This is a genomic window from Bradyrhizobium diazoefficiens (genome assembly GCF_016616885.1).
GTDB lineage: Bacteria > Pseudomonadota > Alphaproteobacteria > Rhizobiales > Xanthobacteraceae > Bradyrhizobium > Bradyrhizobium diazoefficiens_F.
Genome location: NZ_CP067102.1, coordinates 7,457,797 through 7,480,272, shown reverse-complemented (window position 1 = coordinate 7,480,272; position 22,476 = coordinate 7,457,797). Strand labels below are relative to the sequence as shown.

The following is a 22,476-nucleotide window of genomic DNA, read 5'->3' as shown; positions in this document are numbered from 1 at the left end:
AGCCTTCAGGTATGTGGCAGGAACGACGTCAGCTCGCTTTCCAGTCGCGGGCGGTCCAGCAGTCCAAGCTTCACCGGGACGTCGTAAAGCCGGCCGGGCCCGAAGCGGCGGTAGAAATGCCGCAAGCCCGGAACGAGCACTCTGACGACGGGGACCTCGACGTCGGGCCGCGTCTGGTCGAGCACCAGGAAATCGTATCCCGCCCTGACCGCGATCTCGACGCAGGCATTGACCTGGTCGCGCGTGTTGTCGTGAACCTCGAGATCTGGCGCCGGCGGGAGAAGCGGATTGTCGTCGGGGATCAGGAACGGATGATCGTCCAGCCGCAGCGGCGTGACACCGTCAAGCGACGGTTTCTCGCCGCTCCCGCCGCCCATCATGCCAATCGACATGAACTGGGTCAGCTCGGTGAGGGACCGCAGCAGGGCGATGCGGGGATCGAAATGCGAGCCGGATCCGAACTCGATATTTTCGTGTCCGTTCTGCATCCAGTGCATGATCGCGACGTAGGAGGGAATGCCGAGATCGCTGGTAATGTCGAGCACCCAGAGCCGGCGGCCCGCATCGGCAAACTGGTGTTGAAGATCGCGCACATAGGAATCCTCGAATTGCGAAAGGTCGATCTCAGCGCGCCGCACGCGATTGTACCACCAGATCGCGTAGGCGTCGCGTTCGACCAGCTCAAGGAAGCCTTGAACGATGGCCTCCTCACGGGTGTTGCCGGCCGCGCATCCGTTGGAATCGGTGTGGAAGCCGCCATAGAAGAAATACAAAAGGCCGGTCGGAAGATATTTGAAGCGCTTGTCACGCAACGACCAGACCGGCGACCACTCCGTGCTGGTCGAGGGATCGAACGGCTCGGGGACGGGATGGGAATCGTCCGGCAGCGGGACATGCCTGTTTTGAAACTGCAGATCGCTGAAGAACTGGACGTCGTTGGGAAGCAGCGCGTCACCGGGCGCGAAATCGGCAAAGCGGCGCTTCGCCCTGATCTCGTCGCCCTGAAAAATGCCGGAGTAGCGCTCGATCGCTTCCATCAGCGCACTGGCCTCGCCCTGCTCGGCCGTCGAGCCCTTGCCGAAGCTGCCGCCGCTCAGGCCGGACCTGAGCTGATCGACGTTCCAGGCCGGCGCAGAGAAATTGTGATGCGCAAAGAAATTGGTGTTCATCGGCAGATCGGCCTCGATCCGCTCGAGCCGCGACACCACGCCGGTCAGCGGACTGACGTGCTTGCGAAACCGCGCCACGGTGGCTCGCGACGTCACGGTGCGGTATCCACCGCTGGTCATGACGAGCTTTTGGCCCGCGGCAATTTCGATCGGCGCTGCGGCCCGTCGCGGATTCCTCAGCTTCTTGCTGCCGCAGGCCGAACATTGCGGGCGCTTCGCGACGTAATGCTTGGCGATGGCGGCCCCGGTCAGGTCGAAGCTTGCGATGTGATCGTTGAGATCAGTGCGAAATCCGGAGGCGATCGCCTTCGCGATCTCAACGGCCGCGAAGTGGATCGCGGTCTGTCCGACGGTGTCGTTGACCAGCGGTGATATCGCGACAGCTTGCGCCGCTCCGCGGTCGAGAAATCCCTTGATCTCGCGATTGCGGATCATGCGATCGTGCAGGCAGGTCCAGCAGGCGCTCTCGCCCGGCTTGAACACAGGTCCTACCAGCGGAAACACGCCCGACGGCTGAACCAGCAGCCAGGGCGTCCCGTCGGCGACGCGCTCCCCATTCACGTCAGCGAGCCGCCGCTCGAGGTAGTCGTTCACAAGCGTGATGACGAGCCTCGGCGATCGCTTGGTGATGTGAACCCCGAGCTTGCTCAACGCCGCGCTCAGCTCGCCCGCGCCTTTGACGTCGATCGATTCCACCCGCACCGGCCAGTTGCGCAGGTTTTCCTCGGCGATCTCGGGAGGCAGGCCGAGGCTGGCCCAATATCCGTCAACGGCGCCTGTATGCGATGCGCCGCTGACGACGTAGCGGCGCTCGAGCAACCGCCTGATCGCTTCCTCGATCTCGGCTGTCGGAAATCTCTTTGAAAGCTGCCGGATGATCTCCGGCGCACCCTTGCCGTTTTTTCCGATCGCACTCGCCACGGCGCAATAGAGATCGCCGTGCAGGAAGAATTTGCGGTTCTCGGAGTAGAGACAGACCACATTGGGAGGAAGCAGATAGGCGGTGAAGTTCGGCGCGAAGCGCAAAATGCCCTTGCGGGTCTGCTTCGCAGTGCTGCTCTTTCGCTTGACTGTCATCGGGGCAGCACGCTGATCCTGTTCCCGCCATGCCGGATCGTTGAGGGCACGACAAACGCCTGGGCGGCCCGACTTGTACGCCGAGCACCACCGGATTTCTTGGCATGAGTTGGAACATACTCGCTCGCGATCGGCAAGCTGAGGCCAGACGAAGTGAATGCCGTACGACAACAGAAATTGGCCGGGTCGCTTGCGAGCCCGGCCAATGAAATTGCGACCTGTCGATGTCCAGTCAGGGAGCGCTCACGCCTAGCACCAGCGGCAGCGGCCCCATGATGCGCAGCATCCCGTGCATGCCACCGGCAATGGCACGCCGATCCAGCCGACGCCACAACCACCACAGCCACCGCAACCGACGCCGCAGCGACAGGCTCGGCAGCCGGCGCAACCTCTGCAGCCACCGCAACCTCTGCAGCCGCCGCATCCTCTACACCCGCCGCATCCTCGCGCAAGCAGCACGCCGCTCAAGGTTTTTTCGTCGCCGGCAAGGTGGAAGGTGGCGAGGTTCACGTCGGCGAGTTCCTCCTCGCTGAGCGCACTGAACTGGCCAGGCGTGATGTTCAGTTTTTGTGGAGGCTCGTCTGCCGGCACCGCGGATGCCATCGCGCTTCCCGCCAGCGAAAAAGTCAGTCCGGCAAACCCGAGCGCCGGTACTGCAGCTTTGGTGATCCGCTTCTTGTTCGAAGCTTGCTTCGTCCGCCGCATGGCCGCATCCTCCAAGTTGGAAGAACGATCTTCTCCGATGATCCTACGCCGGGCCATCAAACTGGGCAAGATTCACGTGAACACGAAATGGTATGGCGCTCGTTTAGATTGCATTCATCTTCATGAACGACATCGCGGCAAATTCTTGTCGATAGTGCCGAGCAGCATGATGCAGTGCGCCATCGTCTGTCCGCTCGAACGGGGAAGCTAGCTTGGCCGACCAGCGCGGACGCTTCGTTTGGTATGAGCTTCTGACGACGGACATGCCGTCAGCCGCTGCTTTTTACGCCGACGTCGTCGGCTGGGCTGTGAAGGATGCGTCGAGCCCCGAGCTGGCCTACACGTTGCTGACTGCAGGCAACGCGCCGGTCGTCGGTCTCATGAATCTCCCGGAAGAGGGAGTTCGCATGGGAGCAACGCCGAGATGGCTCGGCTACGTCGCCGTCGATGACATGGATGCGACGATCGCGCGGATCCACCCGCTTGGGGGCGCGATCCTGGTCTCGCCGACCGACAGCAACATCGGCCGCATTGCAGTGGTCGCCGATCCGCAAGGGGCGACATTCGCGCTGGTCACGGGCCTGACATATGGCCAATCGCAACCGGGCGGAACCGACAAGCCCGGGCGCGTGGGCTGGCACGAGCTGCTGGCCGAAGACCAACGCAGGATCTTTCCGTTTTATGGCGAGCTTCTTGGTTGGAAAAAGCCGTCCGCTGGAACCGATCCGGCAAGCGTCTACGAATTGTTTTCCGTGGCCGGGCAGACGATCGGCGGCATGCTCACCAAGCGTCCGAGCGTATCGCAGGCCTGCTGGCTGCATTACTTCAATGTCGACGATGTCGGCGCGGCGGCCAGACGGGTCAATGCCGGCAGAGGGCGGGTTCTCCAGGGACCGATCGAGCTGCCCGACGATTGCTGGATCGTGCGATGTGTCGATCCCCAAGGCGCCCTGTTTACGCTGCAGGGGGCGTGGGACCGGAAGGCCATCGAGCGATCCTCCGCCTCGGAGGTCAGCTGGTCCGCCAAATGGGGCGGCATTGCTTCACAGGGCAGAATGGTGCTTCCGAAGACAAAGCGGTGAGCCGCGATATGTCGCGCGCACCATCACCCAATGATCGGCGCCTCACACACGCCGAGCAGACCCGAGATCGCGTCGCATTCCGCTCGATTCGCCCTTGTGCTATTGCTGCTCCGCGCAACGATGCGAGGTCTCCATGCTGCCCCTTCCCGCCGACATCTTCACCGAGCCCGAGGACGTCTCGCCCGACAGTCTCGCCAATCTCGGGCCGCTCCGCCGGCTCGCCGGCGCCTGGCGGGCGGACAAGGGCATCGATATCAATCCGAAGGCGGATGGGCCGGAGCGGCGGACCTTCATCGAGCATATCCGGATGGACCCGATCGATCCGCAGGCCAACGGACCGCAGCTATTCTATGGATTGCGCTATCACATCCACATCAACACGCCCGAGGAAGATATCACTTTCCACGACCAGGTCGGCTACTGGCTCTGGGAGCCTGCGACCGGACTGATTCTGCAGACGCTGGCGATTCCACGTGGGCAGGTGCTGCTGGCCTCCGGCCGGGCCAAGCCGGATGACAAGAAGATCTCCGTCACGGCGAAGCGCGGCGACACCGCTTACGGAATCTGCTCGACCGACTTCCTGGAACAAGCGTTCCGCACCGATAGTTACCGTTGCGACATCGCCTTCAACGACGACGGCAGCTGGAGTTATCAGATCGAGACGGAGTTGTTCGTCCGCGGTGCGCCGTTCAATCATCATGATAGCAACACGCTCAAGCTGGTCGCGCCGCCAAAACTCAATCCGCTCGCGGTGATCGTGAACGATCGCGCCGGAAACGATAAGCCGGCCTGAGAGGCCGGTTCGGAGAATCCGCATGAAACCTTATGTCATCTGCCTGATGCACGCGAGCCTCGACGGCCGCACGCATCCGAGCCGCTGGCGTCCGAAGGGTGCCGGCACCGACTGGTTCGAGAAAATCCATGACGAGCTCGGCGGCGACGCCTGGGTGATCGGCCGCGTCACCGGCTCCGAGTTCGCCAAGGGCAAGCCCTATCCCGAGATGCCGAACGAAAAATTCCCACGCGAAAACTGGTTCGCGCGGCGCGACGCGAAAACCTACGGCGTGGTGCTCGACGCGCACGGCAAGATCGGATGGGGCCGCTCCGACATCGGCGGCGATCCGATCGTCGTGGTGCTGACCGAGAGCGTGCCGGACTCGCATCTCGCCGGCCTGCGCGGCGAGGGCGTCTCCTATATCTTCGCCGGTAAGTCCGAGATCGACCTCGTATTGGCGGTCGAGATCCTCAATCGCGAGCTTGGCGTCAAGCGCCTGCTGGTGGAGGGCGGCGGCGTCGCCAATGGCGCGTTCCTGCGCGCCGGCCTGATCGACGAATTCAACCTGATCCTCAGCCCGGCGATCGACGGCGCCAGGGGCGCGCCCTTCGTGTTCGATTCGACCGAGGCGGACCACGACAAGCGCGCGCCGCTCACTGCGATGACGCTGGAGAGCACGCGGCAGCTCGGCGGTGGCGTGCTGTTGCTGCGCTACTTGATCCAGAACGGCGCCGCGGGCCAATAAGCAACGGCAATGTCGGACACGTCAGAGCATATCGTCATCGTCGGCGCGGGCGCGGCCAGCCTGATGGCGGCTCGCGCGCTTGCGCGGGCGGGCAAACGCGTCACGATTCTGGAAGCGCGCGACCGCTGCGGCGGGCGCATCCATCCGCTGCCGGCCTCGGAGTTCGGCTATGCCGCCGATGGCGGCGCCGAGTTCGTTCATGGCGAAGCGCCGGTCACGCGCGGTCTCGCGCGCGAGGCCGGGCTGTCGGTGCGGACGATCGGAGGCACGCAGTGGAGCTTTGACGGCAAGGCGTTCTCGCGGGAGAGCCCGCGCGATGCCTATCACGAAAAGCTTCATGCCGCAGTGAAGGAGCTGACGGACGATCTCACCGTCGCCGATTTCCTGCGCCGGCATTTCGCCGGGCCGGAATATGCGCGCTTGCGGCACGCCGTCGAACGCATGGTGGAGGGCTATGATGCGGCCGACCCCGAGCGCGCCTCGACGCTGGCGCTGCGCGACGAGTGGATGAATGACGGACACGCGACGCAGGGCCGTATCGACGGTGGCTATGGCAGGCTGATCGATTTTTTGGCGGCTGAATGTCGCAAATCTGGTGCTGCCATTCACCTGGGTGCCGTGGTCGTGGCGATCGAGGAGAGCGGCGGCAAGGTTGTTGTCCGTTGCGCCGGCGGCGAGGAACAAATCTGCGATCGCGTGATCCTGACCGTGCCGCTGCCGCTATTGCGCGAGATCGCGCTGCCTGCAGCCGCACGCACGAAGGCGGCCGCCGCCGACGATATCGGCTTCGGCAGCGTCATCAAACTCCTGCTGCGCTTCAAGCGGCCATGGTGGCGCGAACGGGAAGAGCTTGCGGACATGCTCTTCTTGTTGTCGGACGAGACCATTCCCGTGTGGTGGACACGGCAGGATCAGCATCACGTGCTTACCGGATGGTTCGGCGGTCCGCGGACAGCCGAGCTGTCGCACCTTGACCCACAGGGGCTGATCGACGCCGGGCTCGATTCACTCGCTGCAATCTTCAACCGGCCGCGCGAGGACATCGCGCGGGGCCTCGTTGCGGCCGCGGCCGCCAACTGGGCGCACGATCCATTCGCCCGCGGCGCCTATTCGTGGGCGACGCCGCAGACGCGGGCGGCGCAGGAGATCCTCGCGCGCGCCGATGGCTCCGTGCTGTTCTCCGGCGAGGCGCTCTATCGTGGCCGCGACATGGGAACAGTCGAGGCTGCACTTGCGAGCGGCGTGGAGACGGCTGGCCTCATCTTGCAGGGTTGAGAAAGAAGGCCCGCATCTCTGCGAGCCTTTGGGCTCACCAGCGATTGCCGCCGAAGCTGAACGTCACGCCCGGGCCGCCGCCACCATAGTAACCGTACGGTCCGCCGCCGTAATAGCCCCGGTGCCGTGGATAGTAGCCATAGCTGCGATAATGTGGACGGTAGTAGCCGCCGTACTGAGGGTGCCAGCGGTGATGGCGATGGCCATATTGATAGTGCCTGTGCTGCGCGCTGATGTCGGTCGATTGGCGCGTCTGCGCGTTCGGCTTGGCCTTGCCGCCGGTAGCCGCGTTGGCCGCGGATCCGCCGGCCAACGCCGCAGCGCCGATGGCCATCGCGACAAAGAGATACTTCATGTCATCACTCCAGTTGAGATGTCGAGTGACAACAGATGGGCATTGGTCGCGTTCCGGCGAGTGCGGGCGTCGAAACGACGCAGACAATCGGCGCGAAATCGCGCTGGGATTTATTGTCGCACCGCTACGAGCGCAGTGATCACCTCGTTCGTGGTCACGATGCGGGCAAATTCGCTGTTTAGATTCGACAGCGTCATCGCGTGAATGGATTCGGCCGAATGCGTGTCGCCGTCGGGGCCGACGCGATCGAACGTCCAGGTCGCGTCGCGCACGAGGGCGGCGTCGAAGCCGAGATTGCCCGCCATGCGCGTCGTCGTCTCCACGCAATGATTGGTAGTCGCGCCGCAGATCACGAGCGTGGCGAAGTCGCTCGCGCGCAGGCGCGTCTCGAGGTCGGTGCCGATGAAGGCGCTGTTGACGCGCTTGACGATCACGGGCTCGCCGTTCCGTTCGCGCGCCTCGTCCTTGACGGCGTAACCGGTGCGCGACGGCAGGAACGTCGAGTTCGGCTTGGTGCCTTCGTGGCGGATGTGGAAGATCGGCGCGCCGCTCGCCCGGAACGCCGCGAGCAGATCGACGATGCGCGCCACCGCGTCCGGATTGTTGCGCCGCTTGCCCGCCGCCTCCCATTCGTCGAATGCGCGCTGGACGTCGACGACGATGAGGGCGGGGAGGGGATGGGGCATGGCGAGGGATTCCGGAGTTTTGTCGAGAATATGCGAGGCGATAGTCGAGCCAGGCAATGCCGATTTTCCCTCGTTTCGGGACGGAGGCCTCATGGATGCGGATGGGGAAAGCCGTGGCGCTCGGACAGCGCGGCGAGGATGGCGTCCTTGTCGGCGATGATGGCGCGCCCCTGATAGCTGCCGGTCTGGTGCGGCGAAGTCGCCCCATCCGCCAGCACGAGCAGCGGCAGCCACTGGTTCTCCTCGCCGACCAGCGCGATCACGGCCTGCCGCGGCTTCGGCCAAGCGACGCGCTCGACGTCGAGCCTCTCGGCCAGCGCAGGAAACGAGGCGAGCAGGCCTTCGATCAGCGCGCAATGCCAGCAATAGAAGCGCCGGCCCGGATAGGCCGGATCCTCGAAATCGGGGCGTACCAGAAACAGGCGGTCGCGCGTCATGGGTCACTCCGAAGCATGGCCGCGATCATACATGCTCACGACGACGAATGATGGCGCTACTTGAACGGATCCTGGACCGAGGGCGATGACTGCCTGATGCGGCGCACGCTCACCGGCTTACCGTCGGAGACGAACAGCAGTTCATACTTCCGGCCTTCATTGTCGGTCGCGGAGCAGGTGACGTCGTTCACCTTCCTGGCGGCGAAATTGCCGGTCTGGCGGCAGGTGCCGGTGGAGGTCTGCGCAGCCGGGACTGGCAGGCCGTCGATCTTCGGCCTATTCTTGGAGTTGAGCAGCATGCGGTCGACCGGCAGCTCGTAGGAATTGTCGTCGGCTCGCTTGCCGTTCTCGCCGGAGAACGACACGACATGGTTCTCGTCGCTGGGGTCGTCGACGGCGACCGCGAAATTGACCCGCCCCTTGTCGTCATGGGCGAAGGCCACGGTCTTGCAGGCAAAGGGTCTCCCGGCGACCTTCAGTGTCTTGCAGTGGCCCGACATCAGCGCCAGCATGTCGACGAGGGAATTCTGCTGCGCCGGCGGATTGTTCACCGCGATCGCCGTGGAAGACTCGGCAAAACAAGGACTTGCGAGAGCAACGAAGGGGGCGGCCAGGACCAGTCGGAGGAGGCGCATCGTCAGGCTCATGTGCCAGGGGGCCGCGGACGGACGAAAGTTCCGCCCAATAACCATCGAATCGCAAATTGGTTGCGATCCCGTTTGCACGGCCAAGCCCGACTGGAATACCACCGCGCCACCCATCGGCGATTCGCCCCGATCGCCCCGACCCGTCCTAGCAGGCACTTACCGCTCGACCGATGTTTTTTTCGTGGCAGAGCTAAGCCATCGCCGCCTGCCAGCGCCTATCGCGCAAGGACGGGCGGCGGTGCAGGCGGACATCGAGCAGGCTGCGGGCGCGTGGCAGCTCGCCGCTGCGCATCAGAGCAACAAGGAACGTGTCTTCGATCAGCTCGCGCTGGGCGCGGCTGCCGCCGATGCGCACGACCTCAGTGAGGACAGGCGCGAACTCGCCCACGCAGCCGGCGTAATTCTCATCCGCGAAGGCGACAAGCGCGCGGCAGATCGCCGGCACCACCGGGCCGGCCGGCAGCTTGCCGTCAGCGAGCCGCTGCTCGATCACGGCAAGACGCGCGGCCAATGCGTCGCGATTTTGCGTCGCGGCCGCAAACAGCGCCATATGAACGTCGGCAAAGGGCAGGCCCGATTTCGGGAATAGTTTTTGCGCCGTGCTGTCGGCCTCGACCCAGAGTGCCTTCGGCACGCCGTGGCCGTAGGCCGATAGGCGCCAGAGCAGCGAGGCGCTGTCGGTGATGATATTGAGCGGCGGCGCTTGCGTGGCGGAGGGCTGCAGCACGTCGGCATAGATTGTGAGCGCGCGGGCCGCATCGCCGTGCTCCAGCGCGCCGAGCGCCTGATGCCAGAGGATATGGCCGTGCAGGATGCCGGCGCGGTCGTAAGTCGGAATCCACTCGTCGACGAGACGGTCGGCTGCCTCGATCGAGCCGTCCTCGAACATCGCATGCAGCACCGCGTGTGCGGCGTGGGCGTTGGCCCGGCGCAGATTGAAGCCACGCTCGGTGACGGCGCGGCCGCGGCCGACGTCGCCGTTCTCGGTCATCGCCCAGCCGGACATGGTCAGGAACCACCAGTCCTCGCCATAATGATGCGCGACGCGTTCGCACAGCTCATGCCGCGCGCGGTCGTGATCGGCCATGCCGGAGAAGGCGAACAGGCCGAACGCGCCGAGTGGCAGCGATAGCACCATGGCATCGCGCGGCCAGCTCTCGATGTGCTTGAACATTGCCGCGATCGCATCGGGCCCGCGCCCCTCGATCGCGAGCGCCAGCGTCTCGACATGCGAGCGCTCGCGCTCCGTGCCGCGCCTGGCGACAAGCTCGCGCGCCAGTGCCGCTTTCTGCCGCGCAAGATCGCCCTGCTGGTAGAACGCATGCACCCGGGCGCGGGCGATGTGGGCCAGCGCGAAATCCGGATCGGCTGCAATGGCGCGTTCCAGCGTCTCCGCCGCGCCGGTCCAGCCGGCAAGCATGAAATCGACGCCTTCGCGATAGGCGTTTGCTGCCTCGTGCGAGGAGGCAGAGACTGGTAGTCCGTAGCGGTCTTCAAGCGCCATCGTTGTCCCCGGCGTTCAGGTCGTCCGCGCGCGGCGTCCCTCGATCGGATAGGCAGGGTCGTTGTAGCCCGGCGTCGACGGATGGCCCGGCACGACCAGCCGGTCGATCAGCGCCTCGTCATCCGCGGTGAAGCGATAGTCGAGCGCGCTTATATAACCGTCCCACTGCTCCTCGGTGCGCGGGCCTGCGACGATCGACGAGACGAAGGCGGAGTTGAGCACCCAGGCCACCGCGAACTGGCCGGCGGTGATGCCGTTCTTCTCGGCGTGGGCCTTGATCTCCTGCGCGAGCTGAAGCGATTCCGGCCGCCATTCGGTCTGCATCATGCGGGTGTCGTTGCGGCCGGCGCGCGTTTCCTTGTCCGGAGCCGCATCGGGCTTGTATTTGCCGGTGAGCACGCCGCGCGCCAGCGGACTATAGGGCACGATGCCGAGGCCGTAATAGGCGCAGGCCGGAAAGTGCTCGACCTCGGGCATCCGGTTCATCGCGTTGTAATAGGGCTGGCTCGCCACCGGACGGTCGATGCCGAGCCGGTCGCAGATGTTGCAGATCTCGGCGACGCGCCAGGCGCGATAGTTGGAGACGCCGAAATAGCGGATCTTGCCGGCGCGGATCAGATCGCCCATCGCGCGCACCGTTTCTTCCAGCGGCGTCGCAGGGTCTTCCTTGTGCAGATAGTAGATGTCGATGTGGTCGGTGCCGAGCCGCTTCAGGCTCTCGTCGGCCGCCTGCAACACCCAGCGCCGCGACAGCCCGACGCGATTGGGATCGTTGCGCGTATCGCTGTTCATGGGATTGGCGAGCTTGGTCGCGAGCACCCAGGCGTGACGGTTGTTGCCGATCGCGCGTCCCACGACCTCCTCGGAGCCGCCCTTCGAATAGGCGTCCGCGGTGTCGATGAAGTTGATGCCGGCGTCATGCGCCTTGGCGATGATCCGCGTTGATGCCGCCTCATCCGTCGGCCCGCCGAACATCATGGTGCCCAGACAGATCGGCGACACCTTCAGGCCAGAGCGGCCAAGTTTGCGGTATTGCATGGGATGTTTCCTCAAGCTTCGTTGGGCGGCAGCATAGCCAGCTACTTCCGTCATTGCGAGTTTAGCACCGGCCCCTTCAAGATCTTGAACACGCCGTTGGCCATCACCACACAGCGGTCGTCGACGGACACCTCGGTGCTCATGAAGATCAGGCTGCGGGTCGAGCGCACCACGCGGGGGCGGGAGATCAGGATGTCGCCGATCTGGCCGGCCTCGACGAAATGGGTGTCGAGCTGCACCGTCGCCATGTATTCCTTGCCCGACATGTAGCGGGCGGTCATGCCGCAGGTGCGGTCGGCGAAGGTCATCATCACGCCGCCCTGGACCATGCCGCGGCGGTTGTGGTGCTTGTCTTCGGTGGCGAGTGCGAATTCGTATTGGCCGTCGACCTTGCGCTCCCACAAGGGGCCGACGAGGTGCATGAAGCCAGAGGTCTCCAGGATGGTCCAGCCGTCTGATTTGAGCTTTACGGCGGTCTTGCTTGTCATCTCTCTGTTCATCCTTGCAACGCTTCTCTCATCGTTTCATCGAGCGCGGTCCTGGTGTAGTCAAGCATCACCAGTTCCGCGAGATGCTGGCAGGGCGGCGGACCCGCGTCACCGATTTGGAACAGCCGGTATTCGCCTGGAAGTGATGGTAAACGGCGCGTTAACGTGACGGTTACCGGATGCCTGCTAAGAGGGCAGCATGCATCATTCGATTCGAACACATTTGGCGCTGGTTCCACTCGCGCTGGTCCTGCTCGTTCCCGCCGCGCGTGGAGGCGAGTCCGACGCGCTGCCGCCCGCCGTCAGCAATGCCAACGCCCAGCTCCTGTCGCAGTTTTTTGCGCAAAGCGGGGGCGCATCTCCGGCCGTGCTCGAATATCGCCGCAAGCTGGCCGAGTATCAGCAGATCCGCGGCGCCTTCGATGCTGAGGCCGGCGCCTATTGGGGCCAGGTCACGGAAAAGCGCCGTGGGCGCAATGCCAAGCGGCGCAGCGGGCAACAGATCACGCTCGACGATTACGTGCTGGAGCAGCCGCCGGTCTATACCGGACCGAAGCGGCCAGTGAATCCGGAGCCCGAGGAAGCACCGGAGCGCCCGGCCCGCAAGCCGCTACCGGTGGCCTCCGATCTCCTGCGAGCCGCGCAGGATCTCTATCAATTCGCGCCGCAGCGTCCGACCAACGAGGTCGAGTTCAAGCGCGCCTATGCGCGCTACGCGCTCGCCTCCGGGCTCACGCGCGAGCAGGCGGTGCGGGTCTACTCGTTCGAGACCGGCGGCACCGGCAGTTACGACGTGCAGGCGGGCATCGAGCATGGCGGCAAGCGCGCGATCTCGACCGCGATGGGCTACAACCAGCTGCTCACCACCAACAGCGTCGAGCTGCTGGCCGAGCAGGGCCATGAATTCATCCGTGCGCTCTCCGACAAGGTGGCGCGCACCTCCGGGCTGGCGCGCCAGTTGCTCGAGCATAAGCTTGCTGTCCTGAAGAAGATGGTGGCGCATGCGAAGTCGGTGCCGGACACCTGGTCGGAGCATGAGAAGATCGGCGACACCGCGCAGGGCTGGGCCATGCATGCGATGGTGCTCGACATCGACATCGCGCCGATGCTGCAGACCCACAAGCTCCTGACCTCGGTGCTGTTCGCCCGCGCCAAGGGCTACACCCGTCCGCTCACCGCCGCCGAGCTCGAGATGATGAACCTCACCGGCGACGGCACCGGCCTCGACATGGTGACGATGCCGCAGGCGATGCGCGAGCAGGTGCCGACCTCGAACTTCTTCCAGCGTGGCGGCTACGAGCGCAACCCGGTCGCGATCCGCCATAACACGGTGGCGAAGCTGCTCGCGGTGACGGATACGCGGATGGACAGCAACAGCAACAATGCCGGCGCGCGAGAGCTGGCGGCGGCGTTTTAGCGACGCTGCCGCAGGGGGGCGAGCGCGCCCTCCATTCTCGATCAGAGCATGCTGATAGATGGTGGGCACGGTGCTAACGCGCCTTTGCCCACCCTACGTCAGCTTCGTTTGTGGCGAGAGCCGCGCCCTACTGATCCGGCCCGAACTTGAATCTGCCATCGCCTTCGAGATACTGGCCGCTGCGCATGTAGAGCTGGCCGTTGTGGCCGATGAAGAACAGCGTGCCCTTGGGCACTTTCTTGGCGCCCTTCAGCAGTTCGCCGGCATTGCTGGTGCCCATCTTGTAGGAAAACGTCTTGCCTTCCTTGTCATAGGCATAGCCGGTGTCCGGCTTGAGCTCCCACGGCGTCGCCGCGCTCTGCGCGCATGCGGGGGCGGCGAGCACACCCAGCGCAGCCGCCATAGCAAATGTCTTGATTGAAAATGCCATCATCCATCCTCCCCATCGTACGGGCGCCCATTTTGAACAAATCACGAACGGCGTGCCCGGGTCAATCCGCGATGCCGCAGCAACGCATCACGTCTTGCCCAGCAGTTTGTGATTTTCCCTTGGTCCCCTCGCGACTATGTTCCGCTTTCAGTCTAGAACGCAACACGACAAAGATATTGGTGGGGATGATTCGAATGGGCCACGTCATTAAGTTTTGCTGGATTGCCGGGTTGTCGCTGACGGCGCTCGCGCCGGTCGCCCGGGCCGATGATTACCAGCTCAGCCACAACCAGCGGATTTCGTGCAGCCGTGGCCTTGCGCCGGGCAAGCTCAACACCGCGACCTGCAAATCCTACACCTATCTGTTCAATACCAAGACCTCGGAATATTTCCGCTGCCAGGTCTCGCTGGCGCTGACCCGCGACAACAAGGAAGTCATCAACGTCCAGACCGATGGCGGCTGCACCAAGAAGCCGCGCATCTTCGAGACCGACGGGCACTATGATTTCGACGCGACCGAGACCGAGCCGCCGAACACCAACTCGTTCTTCGGCCCCGGCGGCTACTCGATCTGGGCCGCCGACATGGCCGCGCAGAAGATCCGCGGCTGCATCACCATCTCCTCCGGCCTCGGCTCCGACATCTCCAAGTGCCTGGACATGACCTTTCAGTGACGGTGCGCTCCCTCCCTCGCTTGCGGGGGAGGGTTGGGGAGAGGGTGTCTCCGCAATGGGGCAATCCCCTAGAGGAGAAAGCCCTCACCTGGCGCGCGGGACGATGCTTCGCATCGCCCGGACACGCCGACCTCTCCCGCAAGCCGGAGAGGTGACTGAGCCCGCTGCTCGACCGACTCAACCAGATGAATTCACACCGGCTGTGCCACGTCGCCGCACCTGCCGGGTTCCCTGAAAACCAGGGCAAAACGACCGTTTACCGCAGCCCTGTTTTGTCTTTTGGATGGGTTGACCCGCACCCCTCATCCGGCCAATTTCGCCGCTGGTTTGGGGAGTACAACAACCATGAAACGGACGATTTTCGGCGTGGCCACGGCTTTTGCTCTGGCGGCGTCGGCACCTTGCGCGCATGCGCAATCCTTCATCAACGTGCTGACCGGCGGCACCTCCGGCGTCTACTATCCACTCGGGGTTGCGATCGGGAAGATCTACGGCGACAAGATTCCGAACGTGAAGACGCAGGTGCAGGCCACCAAGGCGTCGGTCGAAAATCTCATCCTGCTGCAGCAGGGGCGTGGCGAGCTGGCGTTCACGCTGGGTGATTCGCTGAAAGCCGCCTGGGACGGCGACGAGGAAGCCGGCTTCAAGACCAAGCTCGACAAGCTCAGGACCATCGGCGCGATCTATCCGAACTACATCCAGATCGTCGCAACCGCCGAGAGCGGCATCAAGACGCTCGCCGACCTCAAGGGCAAGAGCCTCTCGGTCGGCGCGCCAAAGTCGGGCACGGAGCTGAACTCGCGCGCGATCCTGGCGGCAGCCGGCATGACCTACAAGGATCTCGGCAAGGTCGAATATCTGCCGTTCGCCGAATCCGTCGACCTCATGAAGAACCGCCAGCTCGGGGCGACCTTGCAATCGGCCGGCCTTGGCGTCGCCTCGCTGAAGGATCTCTCGACCTCGGCCGCGATCACGGTGGTGGCCGTGCCGAAGGAGACCGTCGACAAGATCGGCCGACCCTTCATCGCGGCGACCATCCCGGCCAACACCTATACCGGCCAGGACAAGGACGTGCCGACCGCGGCCGTGGTCAACTATCTCGTCACCAGTTCAGCCGTGTCGGACGATCTCGCCTACCAGATGACCAAACTGGTCTATGAGTCGCTGCCCGAGCTCGCCAACGCGCACGCGGCGGGCAAGGAGATCAAGCTCGAGACGGCCGCCGCCGGCAGCCCGATCCCGCTGCATCCCGGCGCGATCCGCTATTACAAGGAAAAAGGGCTGATCAAGTAACTCTCTCAATCGTCATTCCGGGGCGGCTCGCCAGGGCCGAACTATGGTGCGCAGTTGCGCACCATAGTTCGATGCTGCGCATCGCCCCGGAATGACGGAGAGGATCATCGCGAATGCCCGGGACAATCCCGGGCGTGGCGTTCTTAGAGCGCCGTGCGAATGCTAAGCGGGATTGGCAGGCTGGGGGCGATTTGAAATGCTGGAACAGGCAGAGGGCAGCGACGCGGCGCCCATCAAGGTTGAGTTCGACAATTTCGAGCACGGTTTCCCGGAAGGCTTTGGCCCGGGCTGGTGGGGCAGGCTGGCCTACTGGATCGGCATCGCCTTTGCGACCTTCCAGCTCTATGTCGCGGCCTTCAACTATCTGCCGAGCCAGGTGGTGCGCGGCGTCCATGTTGGCTTCCTGGTCCTGCTCACGTTCGGCCTGATCGCCAACTTCACCGCGAAGAGCAATCTTGGCCGTGCGCTGGGTTGGGTGATCGGCGGCGCAGGTTTTTTCTGTGGCCTCTATCAATGGATCTTTTACGCGGACCTGATCGCGCGTGACGGCGATCCGACCAGGCTCGACCTCGCGGTCGGCACGCTGCTCGCGGTGCTGATCTTCGAGGGCACGCGGCGCCTGATGGGCGCGGCGCTGCCGCTGATGTGCGGCGCGTGCCTGGTCTACTGGTTCTTCGGACAATATCTGCCGTCGCCGCTGAACCATCGCGGCTATGATTTCGACCAGATCGTCACGCATCTCTCCTACGGCACCGAAGGCTTTTACGGCGTGCCGATCTACGTCTCGGCGACCTACATCTTCCTGTTCATCCTGTTCGGCTCGTTCCTGGAGCGCGCCGGCATGATCCGGCTCTTCACCGACGTCTCGCTTGGGTTATTCGGCAGGACCCGCGGCGGTCCGGCGAAGGTCGCGGTGTTTGCCTCGGGCATGATGGGCACGATCTCCGGCTCCGGCGTCGCCAACGTCGTCACCGTCGGCCAGTTCACGATTCCCCTGATGATCAGGTTCGGTTACCGCCGCGCGTTTGCGGCTGGCGTCGAGGCGACGGCCTCGATGGGCGGGCAGATCATGCCGCCGGTGATGGGCGCGGTCGCCTTCATCATGGCGGAGACGCTCGGCGTCCAGTACTCGGAGATCGTCAAGGCGGCCGCAATTCCGGCGGTGCTCTACTTCGCATCCGCCTTCTGGATGGTGCATCTGGAAGCCGGCAAGCACGGCCTCGTCGGCATGAGGCGCTCGGAAATCCCGAGCGCCTGGCGGGCGCTGGTGACGCGCTGGTACCTCGTGCTGCCGCTGGCGGCCCTCGTCTACATGCTGTTCGAGGGCTTTACCCCGCTCTATGCCGGCAGCATGGGCCTCGCGCTCACGGTGACGCTGATCCTCGGCGCCAGCATCACGGCCGGCGCCTCCTCGATGGTGATCCGCACCATCTTCTGGGTCGGGCTTGCGCTGGTCGTTGCGGCGCTGTCGCGCGACGGCCTGCAGATCGTGCCGGTCGCCAGCGTTGTCGTCGGACTGATGGTGATCACCGCGTTCATCCGTGGCGGTCTCAAAGCCTTGCGTGAGTGCCGCGATGCCTTGGCCGAGAGTGCAAAATCCGCGATCACCGTCGGCATGGCCTGCGCCATCGTCGGCGTCATCATCGGCATGATGTCGCAGACCGGCGTCGGCACCATTTTTGGCGGCTGGGTGATCGGTCTTGGTGAGAAGAGCCTGTTCCTCGCGCTGATCATGACCATGCTGCTGTCGATCCTGCTCGGCACCGGCATTCCGACGATCCCGACCTACATCATCACCGCCGCGCTCGCGGCGCCTGCGCTGGCGAAGCTCGGCGTGCCCTTGATCGCGAGCCACATGTTCGCGTTCTATTACGGCATCATGGCCGACCTCTCGCCGCCGGTTGCGCTCGCAGCGCTGGCGGCAGCGCCGATCGCGAAGGAGAATCCGGACAAGATCGGCTGGGAGGCGATGCGCATTGCCCTCGCCGGCTACGTCATCCCCTTCATCTTCGTCTATTCGCCGGCGCTGATGCTGCAAGCCGGCGATCCCGTGGCGGCGAAGCTCGGTTTCTACGGTGCGGTCGCGCTCGCAAGCTTCAAGGCGCTGGTGGCGATCGCGCTGTTCGGCACGGTCGCGATCGGCTTCCTGTTCACGCGGCTGACACTGCTCGAACGCGTCGTCGCGCTCGGCGCCGCGATGTGCCTGCTCGGCGACTTCCCGTTCAGCGACACCGCGGGCTTCTTTCTCTCGGCCGCAATCGTGCTGTGGCAGTGGCGGCAGCGTCCGCCGGCAGCGGTCGAGGCGGTGTGAGCCTCTGCTTCGCAACAGCGGGCGGCGTGAAGGTGCTGGCGCTGTCCGCGTTCACGCTTGTGTGGACGCATTCGATCGCGAAGGTCGATTGGCAGGAAGACTGGCGCGTCACGCCTGCCGGGCTCGAGCTGGTGCAGGCCCGCGTCAAGGGGACCGGCCCCGGCATGGAGCCGCCGCCCGAGGCACGGCTCGTCGACGGCTGGTTTCAATGGAGGCCTGAGCGCGCGCCGATGCCGGAGGTCGTGCTCGGCAATTCCGGCGCCGCCGGCGAATGGCGGCTATGCCATGATGGAACGTGCCGGACGCTTTCGGAGATTGTCGGCCACCCCATCGGTGCTAACGTCACCACGATGAGCATCTGCGACGAACAGCGGAAATAAGGGAGACACGCGATGGACCGGCTCAAGGGCAAGGTTGCGATGGTGGTGGGCGCCGGCTCGATCGGGCCCGGCTGGGGCAACGGCAAGGCGACCGCGGTGACCTTTGCGCGCGAGGGCGCGCAGGTGTTTTGCGTCGACCGCAACGGTGCGGCCGCCGAGGAGACCGCCAAGATCATCACCGGCGAAGGCGGCAAGGCGACGGCGTTCACCGCCGACGTGTCGCGGCCTGCCGAGATCGAAGCGATGGTCGCCGCGTGTCTCAAGGCCTACGGCCGCGTCGACGTGCTCGACAACAATGTCGGCATCGCCGAGATGGGCAGCGTGGTCGAGGTCACCGAGGAGAGCTGGGACCGCGTCTTCTCCGTCAATCTCAAGAGCGCCTATTTCGCCATGAAGCATGTGATCCCTGTCATGGTGGAGCAGGGCGGCGGCTCGATCATCAACATCTCCTCGATCGCCTCGATCCGCCACATGGGCATCTCCTACGTCACCTACGGCACCTCCAAGGCCGCGATGAACCAGATGACGCGCACCACCGCGATCGAGTTCGCGCGACACCATGTACGGGTGAATGCGATCCTGCCCGGCCTGATGAAGACGCCGATGGTCGAGCATTCGGCCGGCCTCGCCAACAGCTATGCCAAGGGCGACGTCGATGCGATGTGGCGCGCCCGAGATGCGCAGGTGCCGATGGGCCACATGGGCGACGCCTTCGACGTCGCCAACGCCGCGTTGTTCCTGGCGTCGGACGAGTCGAAATATGTGACGGGAATTGAGCTGGTGGTTGACGGCGGGATTACGTGCAAGGCGGGGGCCTGAAGCAATCCTGCAAGACCCGTCACCTTGAGGTGGCCGCCGCTTCAGCCGCCCTCGAAGGGCGACGGCCCGGCTGTTTCAGTCGGAAGCTTCATGATGTCAGCCTTTGACGGCGCCGGCCGTGAGCCCGGAGACGAGATAGCGCCGCACCGCGAGCGAGAAGATCAGCACCGGCGCCATCACCAGTGAGCCGCCGGCGGCGATCTTACCCCATTCCCAGCCTTCGTAGTTCATGAAGTTGACGACGGCGACCGGTGCGGTACGTGCATTGGTGCGGGTCAGGATCAGCGCGAAGAAGAAGTCGTTCCAGGCGTAGAGGAAGCACAGGATCGCGGTCGCGGCGATTCCGGGCGTCACCATTGGCAGCACGATCCTGGTGAACACTGTGCGCGTCCGCGCGCCGTCGACCAGCGCCGCTTCCTCCAGCGACACCGGGATGGTGTCGAAGAACGGCTGCATCATCCAGATCACCAAGGGCAGGTTGAAGCTGGTGTAGACCAGCACGAGGCCGGTGATGGTGTCGAGCAGCCCGATCCAGCGATAGAACAGGAAGAAGGGGATGGTGAACGCAATCGGTGGCGCCATGCGCGTCACCAGGATGGCAAAGCTCAAGCCATGCTTGCCGCGGCCGGACCAGCGCGATAGCGCGTAGGCTGCAGGGACACCGAGCAGCAGCGCCAGCGCGGTCGAGAGCGAGGCGCTCAACAGGCTGTTGACGAAGGAGGCCGAGAACGCGCTGTGCCACAGCGAGATGTAATTCTCCAGCGTGGGCGTGAAGATCAGCGGCGGCGGGAATTGCAGGATCTCGTCGTTGGTCTTGAAGCTCATCTGCAACAGCCAGAGGAACGGCGAGAGCAGGATGAGCAGCGTGACCGTGATCGCGACCAGCCGGCCGGGCGTGGCCTTGCGGAGGGACGACTCGCTCATGCCAGCGCCTCCCGGCGGCGGCCCATCCAGACCAGGCCCAGGCTGATGCCGCAGACCAGCAGCAACATCACCACGGTGACCGCGCTGGAATAGCCGATCTCGTTGGTGTCGAAGGCGAGGAGATATGCATAGTAGTTGGTGACTTCAGTGACGGTGCCCGGCCCGCCGCCGGTCAACAGGAAGATCAGCGGGAACGCCTTCACACTGTCGATCAGGCGGAACATGCCGGAGATCACCAGGATCGGCGTGATGAAAGGCAGCGTCACGTACCAGAAGATCTGCAGCTTGCTGGCGCCGTCGACGAGGGCGGCTTCCGAATATTCGTCGGGAATGGTCTGCAGCGCGGCCAGCACCATCAGGAAGGTGAAGGGCAGCCACTCCCAGGTGTCGGCGATGATGATCGACGTCAGCGCGAAGTCGACGCTGGAGGTCAGCGCCGGCAGGGTGACATGCAGCGCCTGCGCCGCGTAATAGAGCGGGCTGATGTCGGGCGCGTAGATCAGCTTCCAGATCACCGCGACCACGATCGGCGGCAGCACCATCGGGATCAGGAAGAAGGTGCGGGCGAATTCGACGAAGCGCGACGGCACGTTCAGCAGCAGCGCCAGCAGCATGCCGAGCAGCACCTGGAACAGCACGCTCGCGACCGACAGCTTGGCCTGCACGGCCAGCGAGTTGACGAAGCGGGGGTCGCCGGGCAGCAGGCGATAGTTGCGGAACGGCTCGCTGAAATCCGTGGCCGAGCCCGGCGTCGTCAGCTGGAACGGCGTCAGGCTGGTCACGATGAGATAGATCGCCGGCAGCACGGCGACCGCAAACAGCACGATCAGGCTCGGTGTGAGCGCCCAGGCGATGAACCTGCGGCGCTCACCGTCGATTCCGCTCTCGCTCAAAGTTTTGTCCCGGCGCGGCGGAGTGCGGCGATGGCCTGGTCCTGGGCCGCGTTCATCGCGTCCTTTGCCGGAAGCTGGCCGGTGGCGACCTGCTCGAATGCCTTGTTGAGGACGTCGCCGACAACAGGAAATTCCTTCGACGTGCGATAGGCCATGTAGTTCTCGCCCTTGCCCGGCAGCTCCAGCACCTCGAGATAGAGCGCGCCGAGGTCCTGGCCGTTCACCGTGTTGAGCTTGCGATAGTCGTCGCTGGTGATGATCGAGCGGCGGCACACCGAGGAGTGACCGTGCTCCCTGACGAGCTTCATCGAGATCTCAGGGCTGAGCGCCCATTTGATGAATTCCCACGCCGCCTTCTGGTTCTTGGCGTTCCTGGGAATGCCGAGGCCCTGGCTGTTCGACGCCGGATAGTCGTGCACTGGACCGGCGGGCGAACGCACCACGCGCGAGGTGTCCTTCACCTTGCTCTCGTCCGAGAGCAGGATCGGCGTCACCCAGGCGCTGGAGTGAATGAAGATGTTGGAGCGGCCGGTCAGCATCGACTGCCGGGCCTGGTCCTCGGTGTAGGTCAGAACGCCCTTCGGCGCGCTCTTCAAGAGGTTCGCATAGAACTCGACGCCCTGGATCGCCTCGGGCGTATTCAGCGCCGGCATGACGTCGCCGGGCGGATTCTTGAAGATGTTGCCGCCAAAGCCCTGGATGTAGGGCGGCAGATTCCAGTTGTGCAGGAACCACGACACCATGCCGTTGACGCCATCGGCGCCGTTGATCTCGGCGCAGACCTGCTGCAGCTCGGCGAAGCTCTTTGGGATATTCAGCCCCTTCTTCTCCATCAGGTCCATGCGCGACAGCCCCATCAGCATGGCGCCGCCTTCCCAGGAATAGCCGTAGGTGGCGCCCTTGGCGTCGCGATAGGGCACCTGCGCGCCATCGACGAAGTCCTTCGGATTCCAGTCTGCCGGCGTCAGATTGGCATCGCCGGTGAACTCATCGAGATTGGCGAGCAGGCCGGCCGCGATCCAGCGGGTCGCAAGCGTGAAGGTGACGTTGACGAAGTCATAGGCCGAGCCGCCCGAGGACAGTTCGAGATTCGCCTGCTGGTTGTAGACCGGCAGGGCCGAGAGCTGGAGGTCGACCTTCATGCCGGTCTTTTCCTCGAACTCGGGAATGTACTTCTGCAGCAGCGTGAAGAAGCGGTGCTGGAACGAGGCACCGTGCAGCGTCACGCCGGCAAACGGTTTTGTCTGCGCGATCAGCGGGGCCGGGAATGCGGCCAGCGCCGCGCCTGCGGCGCTCGCTTTCAGCAGTTTGCGGCGGGTGATCGAGCTCGTGCGCGATGCGTTTTTCATCTT

23 protein-coding genes and 1 pseudogene are annotated in these 22,476 nt (G+C 64.4%); 12 read left to right on the top strand and 12 right to left on the bottom strand.

Annotated elements, in window-relative coordinates:
- Positions 1 to 5 precede the first annotated feature (5 nt).
- Positions 6 to 2,246, bottom strand: a complete 2,241-nt coding sequence (locus JJC00_RS34905) for a TOMM precursor leader peptide-binding protein (RefSeq protein WP_200470267.1) — start codon at positions 2,244 to 2,246, stop codon at positions 6 to 8.
- A 496-nt stretch (positions 2,247 to 2,742) separates the two neighbouring features.
- Here JJC00_RS34905 and JJC00_RS34900 point away from each other — a divergent pair, with 496 nt between their 5' ends.
- The 5 genes from JJC00_RS34900 (at position 2,743) to JJC00_RS34880 (ending at position 6,828) form a co-directional block, all read left to right on the top strand.
- On the top strand, positions 2,743 to 3,162 hold the full coding sequence (locus tag JJC00_RS34900) for a hypothetical protein (RefSeq protein WP_200470266.1): 420 nt from the start codon (positions 2,743 to 2,745) through the stop codon (positions 3,160 to 3,162).
- 1 nt (position 3,163) lies between these two features.
- On the top strand, positions 3,164 to 4,033 hold the full coding sequence (locus tag JJC00_RS34895; protein ID WP_246774029.1) for a VOC family protein: 870 nt from the start codon (positions 3,164 to 3,166) through the stop codon (positions 4,031 to 4,033).
- A 133-nt stretch (positions 4,034 to 4,166) separates the two neighbouring features.
- Positions 4,167 to 4,826, top strand: a complete 660-nt coding sequence (locus JJC00_RS34890; RefSeq protein WP_200470265.1) for an FABP family protein — start codon at positions 4,167 to 4,169, stop codon at positions 4,824 to 4,826.
- Between the two features lie 22 nt (positions 4,827 to 4,848).
- On the top strand, positions 4,849 to 5,553 hold the full coding sequence (locus JJC00_RS34885; protein ID WP_200470264.1) for a RibD family protein: 705 nt from the start codon (positions 4,849 to 4,851) through the stop codon (positions 5,551 to 5,553).
- Between the two features lie 9 nt (positions 5,554 to 5,562).
- Entirely contained in the window at positions 5,563 to 6,828 is a 1,266-nt protein-coding gene (locus tag JJC00_RS34880) for a flavin monoamine oxidase family protein (RefSeq protein WP_200470263.1), read from the top strand.
- Between the two features lie 34 nt (positions 6,829 to 6,862).
- Here the strand turns inward: JJC00_RS34880 and JJC00_RS34875 are convergent, their stop codons facing one another.
- The 7 genes from JJC00_RS34875 to JJC00_RS34845 form a co-directional block, all read right to left on the bottom strand.
- Complete coding sequence (locus JJC00_RS34875; RefSeq protein WP_200470262.1) at positions 6,863 to 7,183, bottom strand: hypothetical protein; 321 nt, start codon at positions 7,181 to 7,183, stop codon at positions 6,863 to 6,865.
- A gap of 110 nt (positions 7,184 to 7,293) precedes the next feature.
- Complete coding sequence (locus JJC00_RS34870; RefSeq protein WP_200470261.1) at positions 7,294 to 7,869, bottom strand: cysteine hydrolase family protein; 576 nt, start codon at positions 7,867 to 7,869, stop codon at positions 7,294 to 7,296.
- An 89-nt stretch (positions 7,870 to 7,958) separates the two neighbouring features.
- Positions 7,959 to 8,306 carry a DUF3088 domain-containing protein gene (locus JJC00_RS34865; protein ID WP_200470260.1) on the bottom strand — a complete coding sequence of 116 codons (348 nt, stop codon included), beginning with the start codon at positions 8,304 to 8,306 and terminating at the stop codon, positions 7,959 to 7,961.
- A 56-nt stretch (positions 8,307 to 8,362) separates the two neighbouring features.
- Positions 8,363 to 8,941, bottom strand: a complete 579-nt coding sequence (locus JJC00_RS34860) for a hypothetical protein (RefSeq protein ID WP_200470259.1) — start codon at positions 8,939 to 8,941, stop codon at positions 8,363 to 8,365.
- A 202-nt stretch (positions 8,942 to 9,143) separates the two neighbouring features.
- On the bottom strand, positions 9,144 to 10,457 hold the full coding sequence (locus tag JJC00_RS34855; RefSeq protein WP_200470258.1) for a tetratricopeptide repeat protein: 1,314 nt from the start codon (positions 10,455 to 10,457) through the stop codon (positions 9,144 to 9,146).
- A gap of 15 nt (positions 10,458 to 10,472) precedes the next feature.
- Positions 10,473 to 11,495 (bottom strand): aldo/keto reductase, encoded by a 1,023-nt coding sequence (locus JJC00_RS34850; RefSeq protein WP_200470257.1) that lies wholly within the window; start codon positions 11,493 to 11,495, stop codon positions 10,473 to 10,475.
- A 50-nt stretch (positions 11,496 to 11,545) separates the two neighbouring features.
- Positions 11,546 to 11,983 (bottom strand): PaaI family thioesterase, encoded by a 438-nt coding sequence (locus JJC00_RS34845; protein ID WP_246774028.1) that lies wholly within the window; start codon positions 11,981 to 11,983, stop codon positions 11,546 to 11,548.
- A 68-nt stretch (positions 11,984 to 12,051) separates the two neighbouring features.
- On the opposite strand from JJC00_RS34845, the pseudogene JJC00_RS38500 reads away from it, so the two are divergent.
- Both JJC00_RS38500 and JJC00_RS34840 read left to right on the top strand, forming a co-directional pair.
- Positions 12,052 to 12,129, top strand: a pseudogene (locus tag JJC00_RS38500) (NUDIX hydrolase); the annotation flags it as partial.
- A 53-nt stretch (positions 12,130 to 12,182) separates the two neighbouring features.
- Positions 12,183 to 13,400: a hypothetical protein gene (locus JJC00_RS34840; RefSeq protein ID WP_200470255.1), complete on the top strand. Its 1,218-nt coding sequence runs from the start codon at positions 12,183 to 12,185 to the stop codon at positions 13,398 to 13,400.
- 127 nt (positions 13,401 to 13,527) lie between these two features.
- Here JJC00_RS34840 and JJC00_RS34835 read toward each other — a convergent pair whose 3' ends face one another.
- A complete protein-coding gene (locus tag JJC00_RS34835) occupies positions 13,528 to 13,830 on the bottom strand; it encodes a hypothetical protein (RefSeq protein WP_200474331.1) in 303 nt (100 codons plus the stop codon).
- 194 nt (positions 13,831 to 14,024) lie between these two features.
- Here JJC00_RS34835 and JJC00_RS34830 point away from each other — a divergent pair, with 194 nt between their 5' ends.
- The 5 genes from JJC00_RS34830 to JJC00_RS34810 all read left to right on the top strand — a co-directional run bounded on the left by JJC00_RS34830 (position 14,025) and on the right by JJC00_RS34810 (position 19,307).
- Positions 14,025 to 14,504, top strand: coding sequence for a hypothetical protein (locus JJC00_RS34830; RefSeq protein WP_200470254.1), 480 nt, complete (start codon positions 14,025 to 14,027; stop codon positions 14,502 to 14,504).
- A 345-nt stretch (positions 14,505 to 14,849) separates the two neighbouring features.
- Positions 14,850 to 15,797 carry a TAXI family TRAP transporter solute-binding subunit gene (locus tag JJC00_RS34825; RefSeq protein ID WP_200470253.1) on the top strand — a complete coding sequence of 316 codons (948 nt, stop codon included), beginning with the start codon at positions 14,850 to 14,852 and terminating at the stop codon, positions 15,795 to 15,797.
- Between the two features lie 196 nt (positions 15,798 to 15,993).
- Positions 15,994 to 18,108 carry a TRAP transporter permease gene (locus JJC00_RS34820; protein ID WP_200470252.1) on the top strand — a complete coding sequence of 705 codons (2,115 nt, stop codon included), beginning with the start codon at positions 15,994 to 15,996 and terminating at the stop codon, positions 18,106 to 18,108.
- The gene (locus JJC00_RS34815; RefSeq protein WP_200470251.1) at positions 18,069 to 18,488 is read left to right on the top strand and encodes a DUF1850 domain-containing protein; all 420 of its coding nucleotides are present in this window, start codon (positions 18,069 to 18,071) and stop codon (positions 18,486 to 18,488) included. Before JJC00_RS34820 ends, JJC00_RS34815 begins: the two co-directional genes overlap by 40 nt.
- Positions 18,489 to 18,500: 12 nt before the next feature.
- A complete protein-coding gene (locus JJC00_RS34810; RefSeq protein WP_200470250.1) occupies positions 18,501 to 19,307 on the top strand; it encodes an SDR family NAD(P)-dependent oxidoreductase in 807 nt (268 codons plus the stop codon).
- 96 nt (positions 19,308 to 19,403) lie between these two features.
- Here the strand turns inward: JJC00_RS34810 and JJC00_RS34805 are convergent, their stop codons facing one another.
- From JJC00_RS34805 to JJC00_RS34795, 3 genes are read right to left on the bottom strand one after another with little or no spacing between them, the layout of a single operon-like run.
- Complete coding sequence (locus tag JJC00_RS34805) at positions 19,404 to 20,231, bottom strand: carbohydrate ABC transporter permease (RefSeq protein WP_200470249.1); 828 nt, start codon at positions 20,229 to 20,231, stop codon at positions 19,404 to 19,406.
- Positions 20,228 to 21,124, bottom strand: coding sequence for a carbohydrate ABC transporter permease (locus JJC00_RS34800; RefSeq protein ID WP_027530509.1), 897 nt, complete (start codon positions 21,122 to 21,124; stop codon positions 20,228 to 20,230). Before JJC00_RS34800 ends, JJC00_RS34805 begins: the two co-directional genes overlap by 4 nt.
- Positions 21,121 to 22,473 (bottom strand): ABC transporter substrate-binding protein, encoded by a 1,353-nt coding sequence (locus JJC00_RS34795; protein ID WP_200470248.1) that lies wholly within the window; start codon positions 22,471 to 22,473, stop codon positions 21,121 to 21,123. Before JJC00_RS34795 ends, JJC00_RS34800 begins: the two co-directional genes overlap by 4 nt.
- Positions 22,474 to 22,476: the final 3 nt, after the last annotated feature.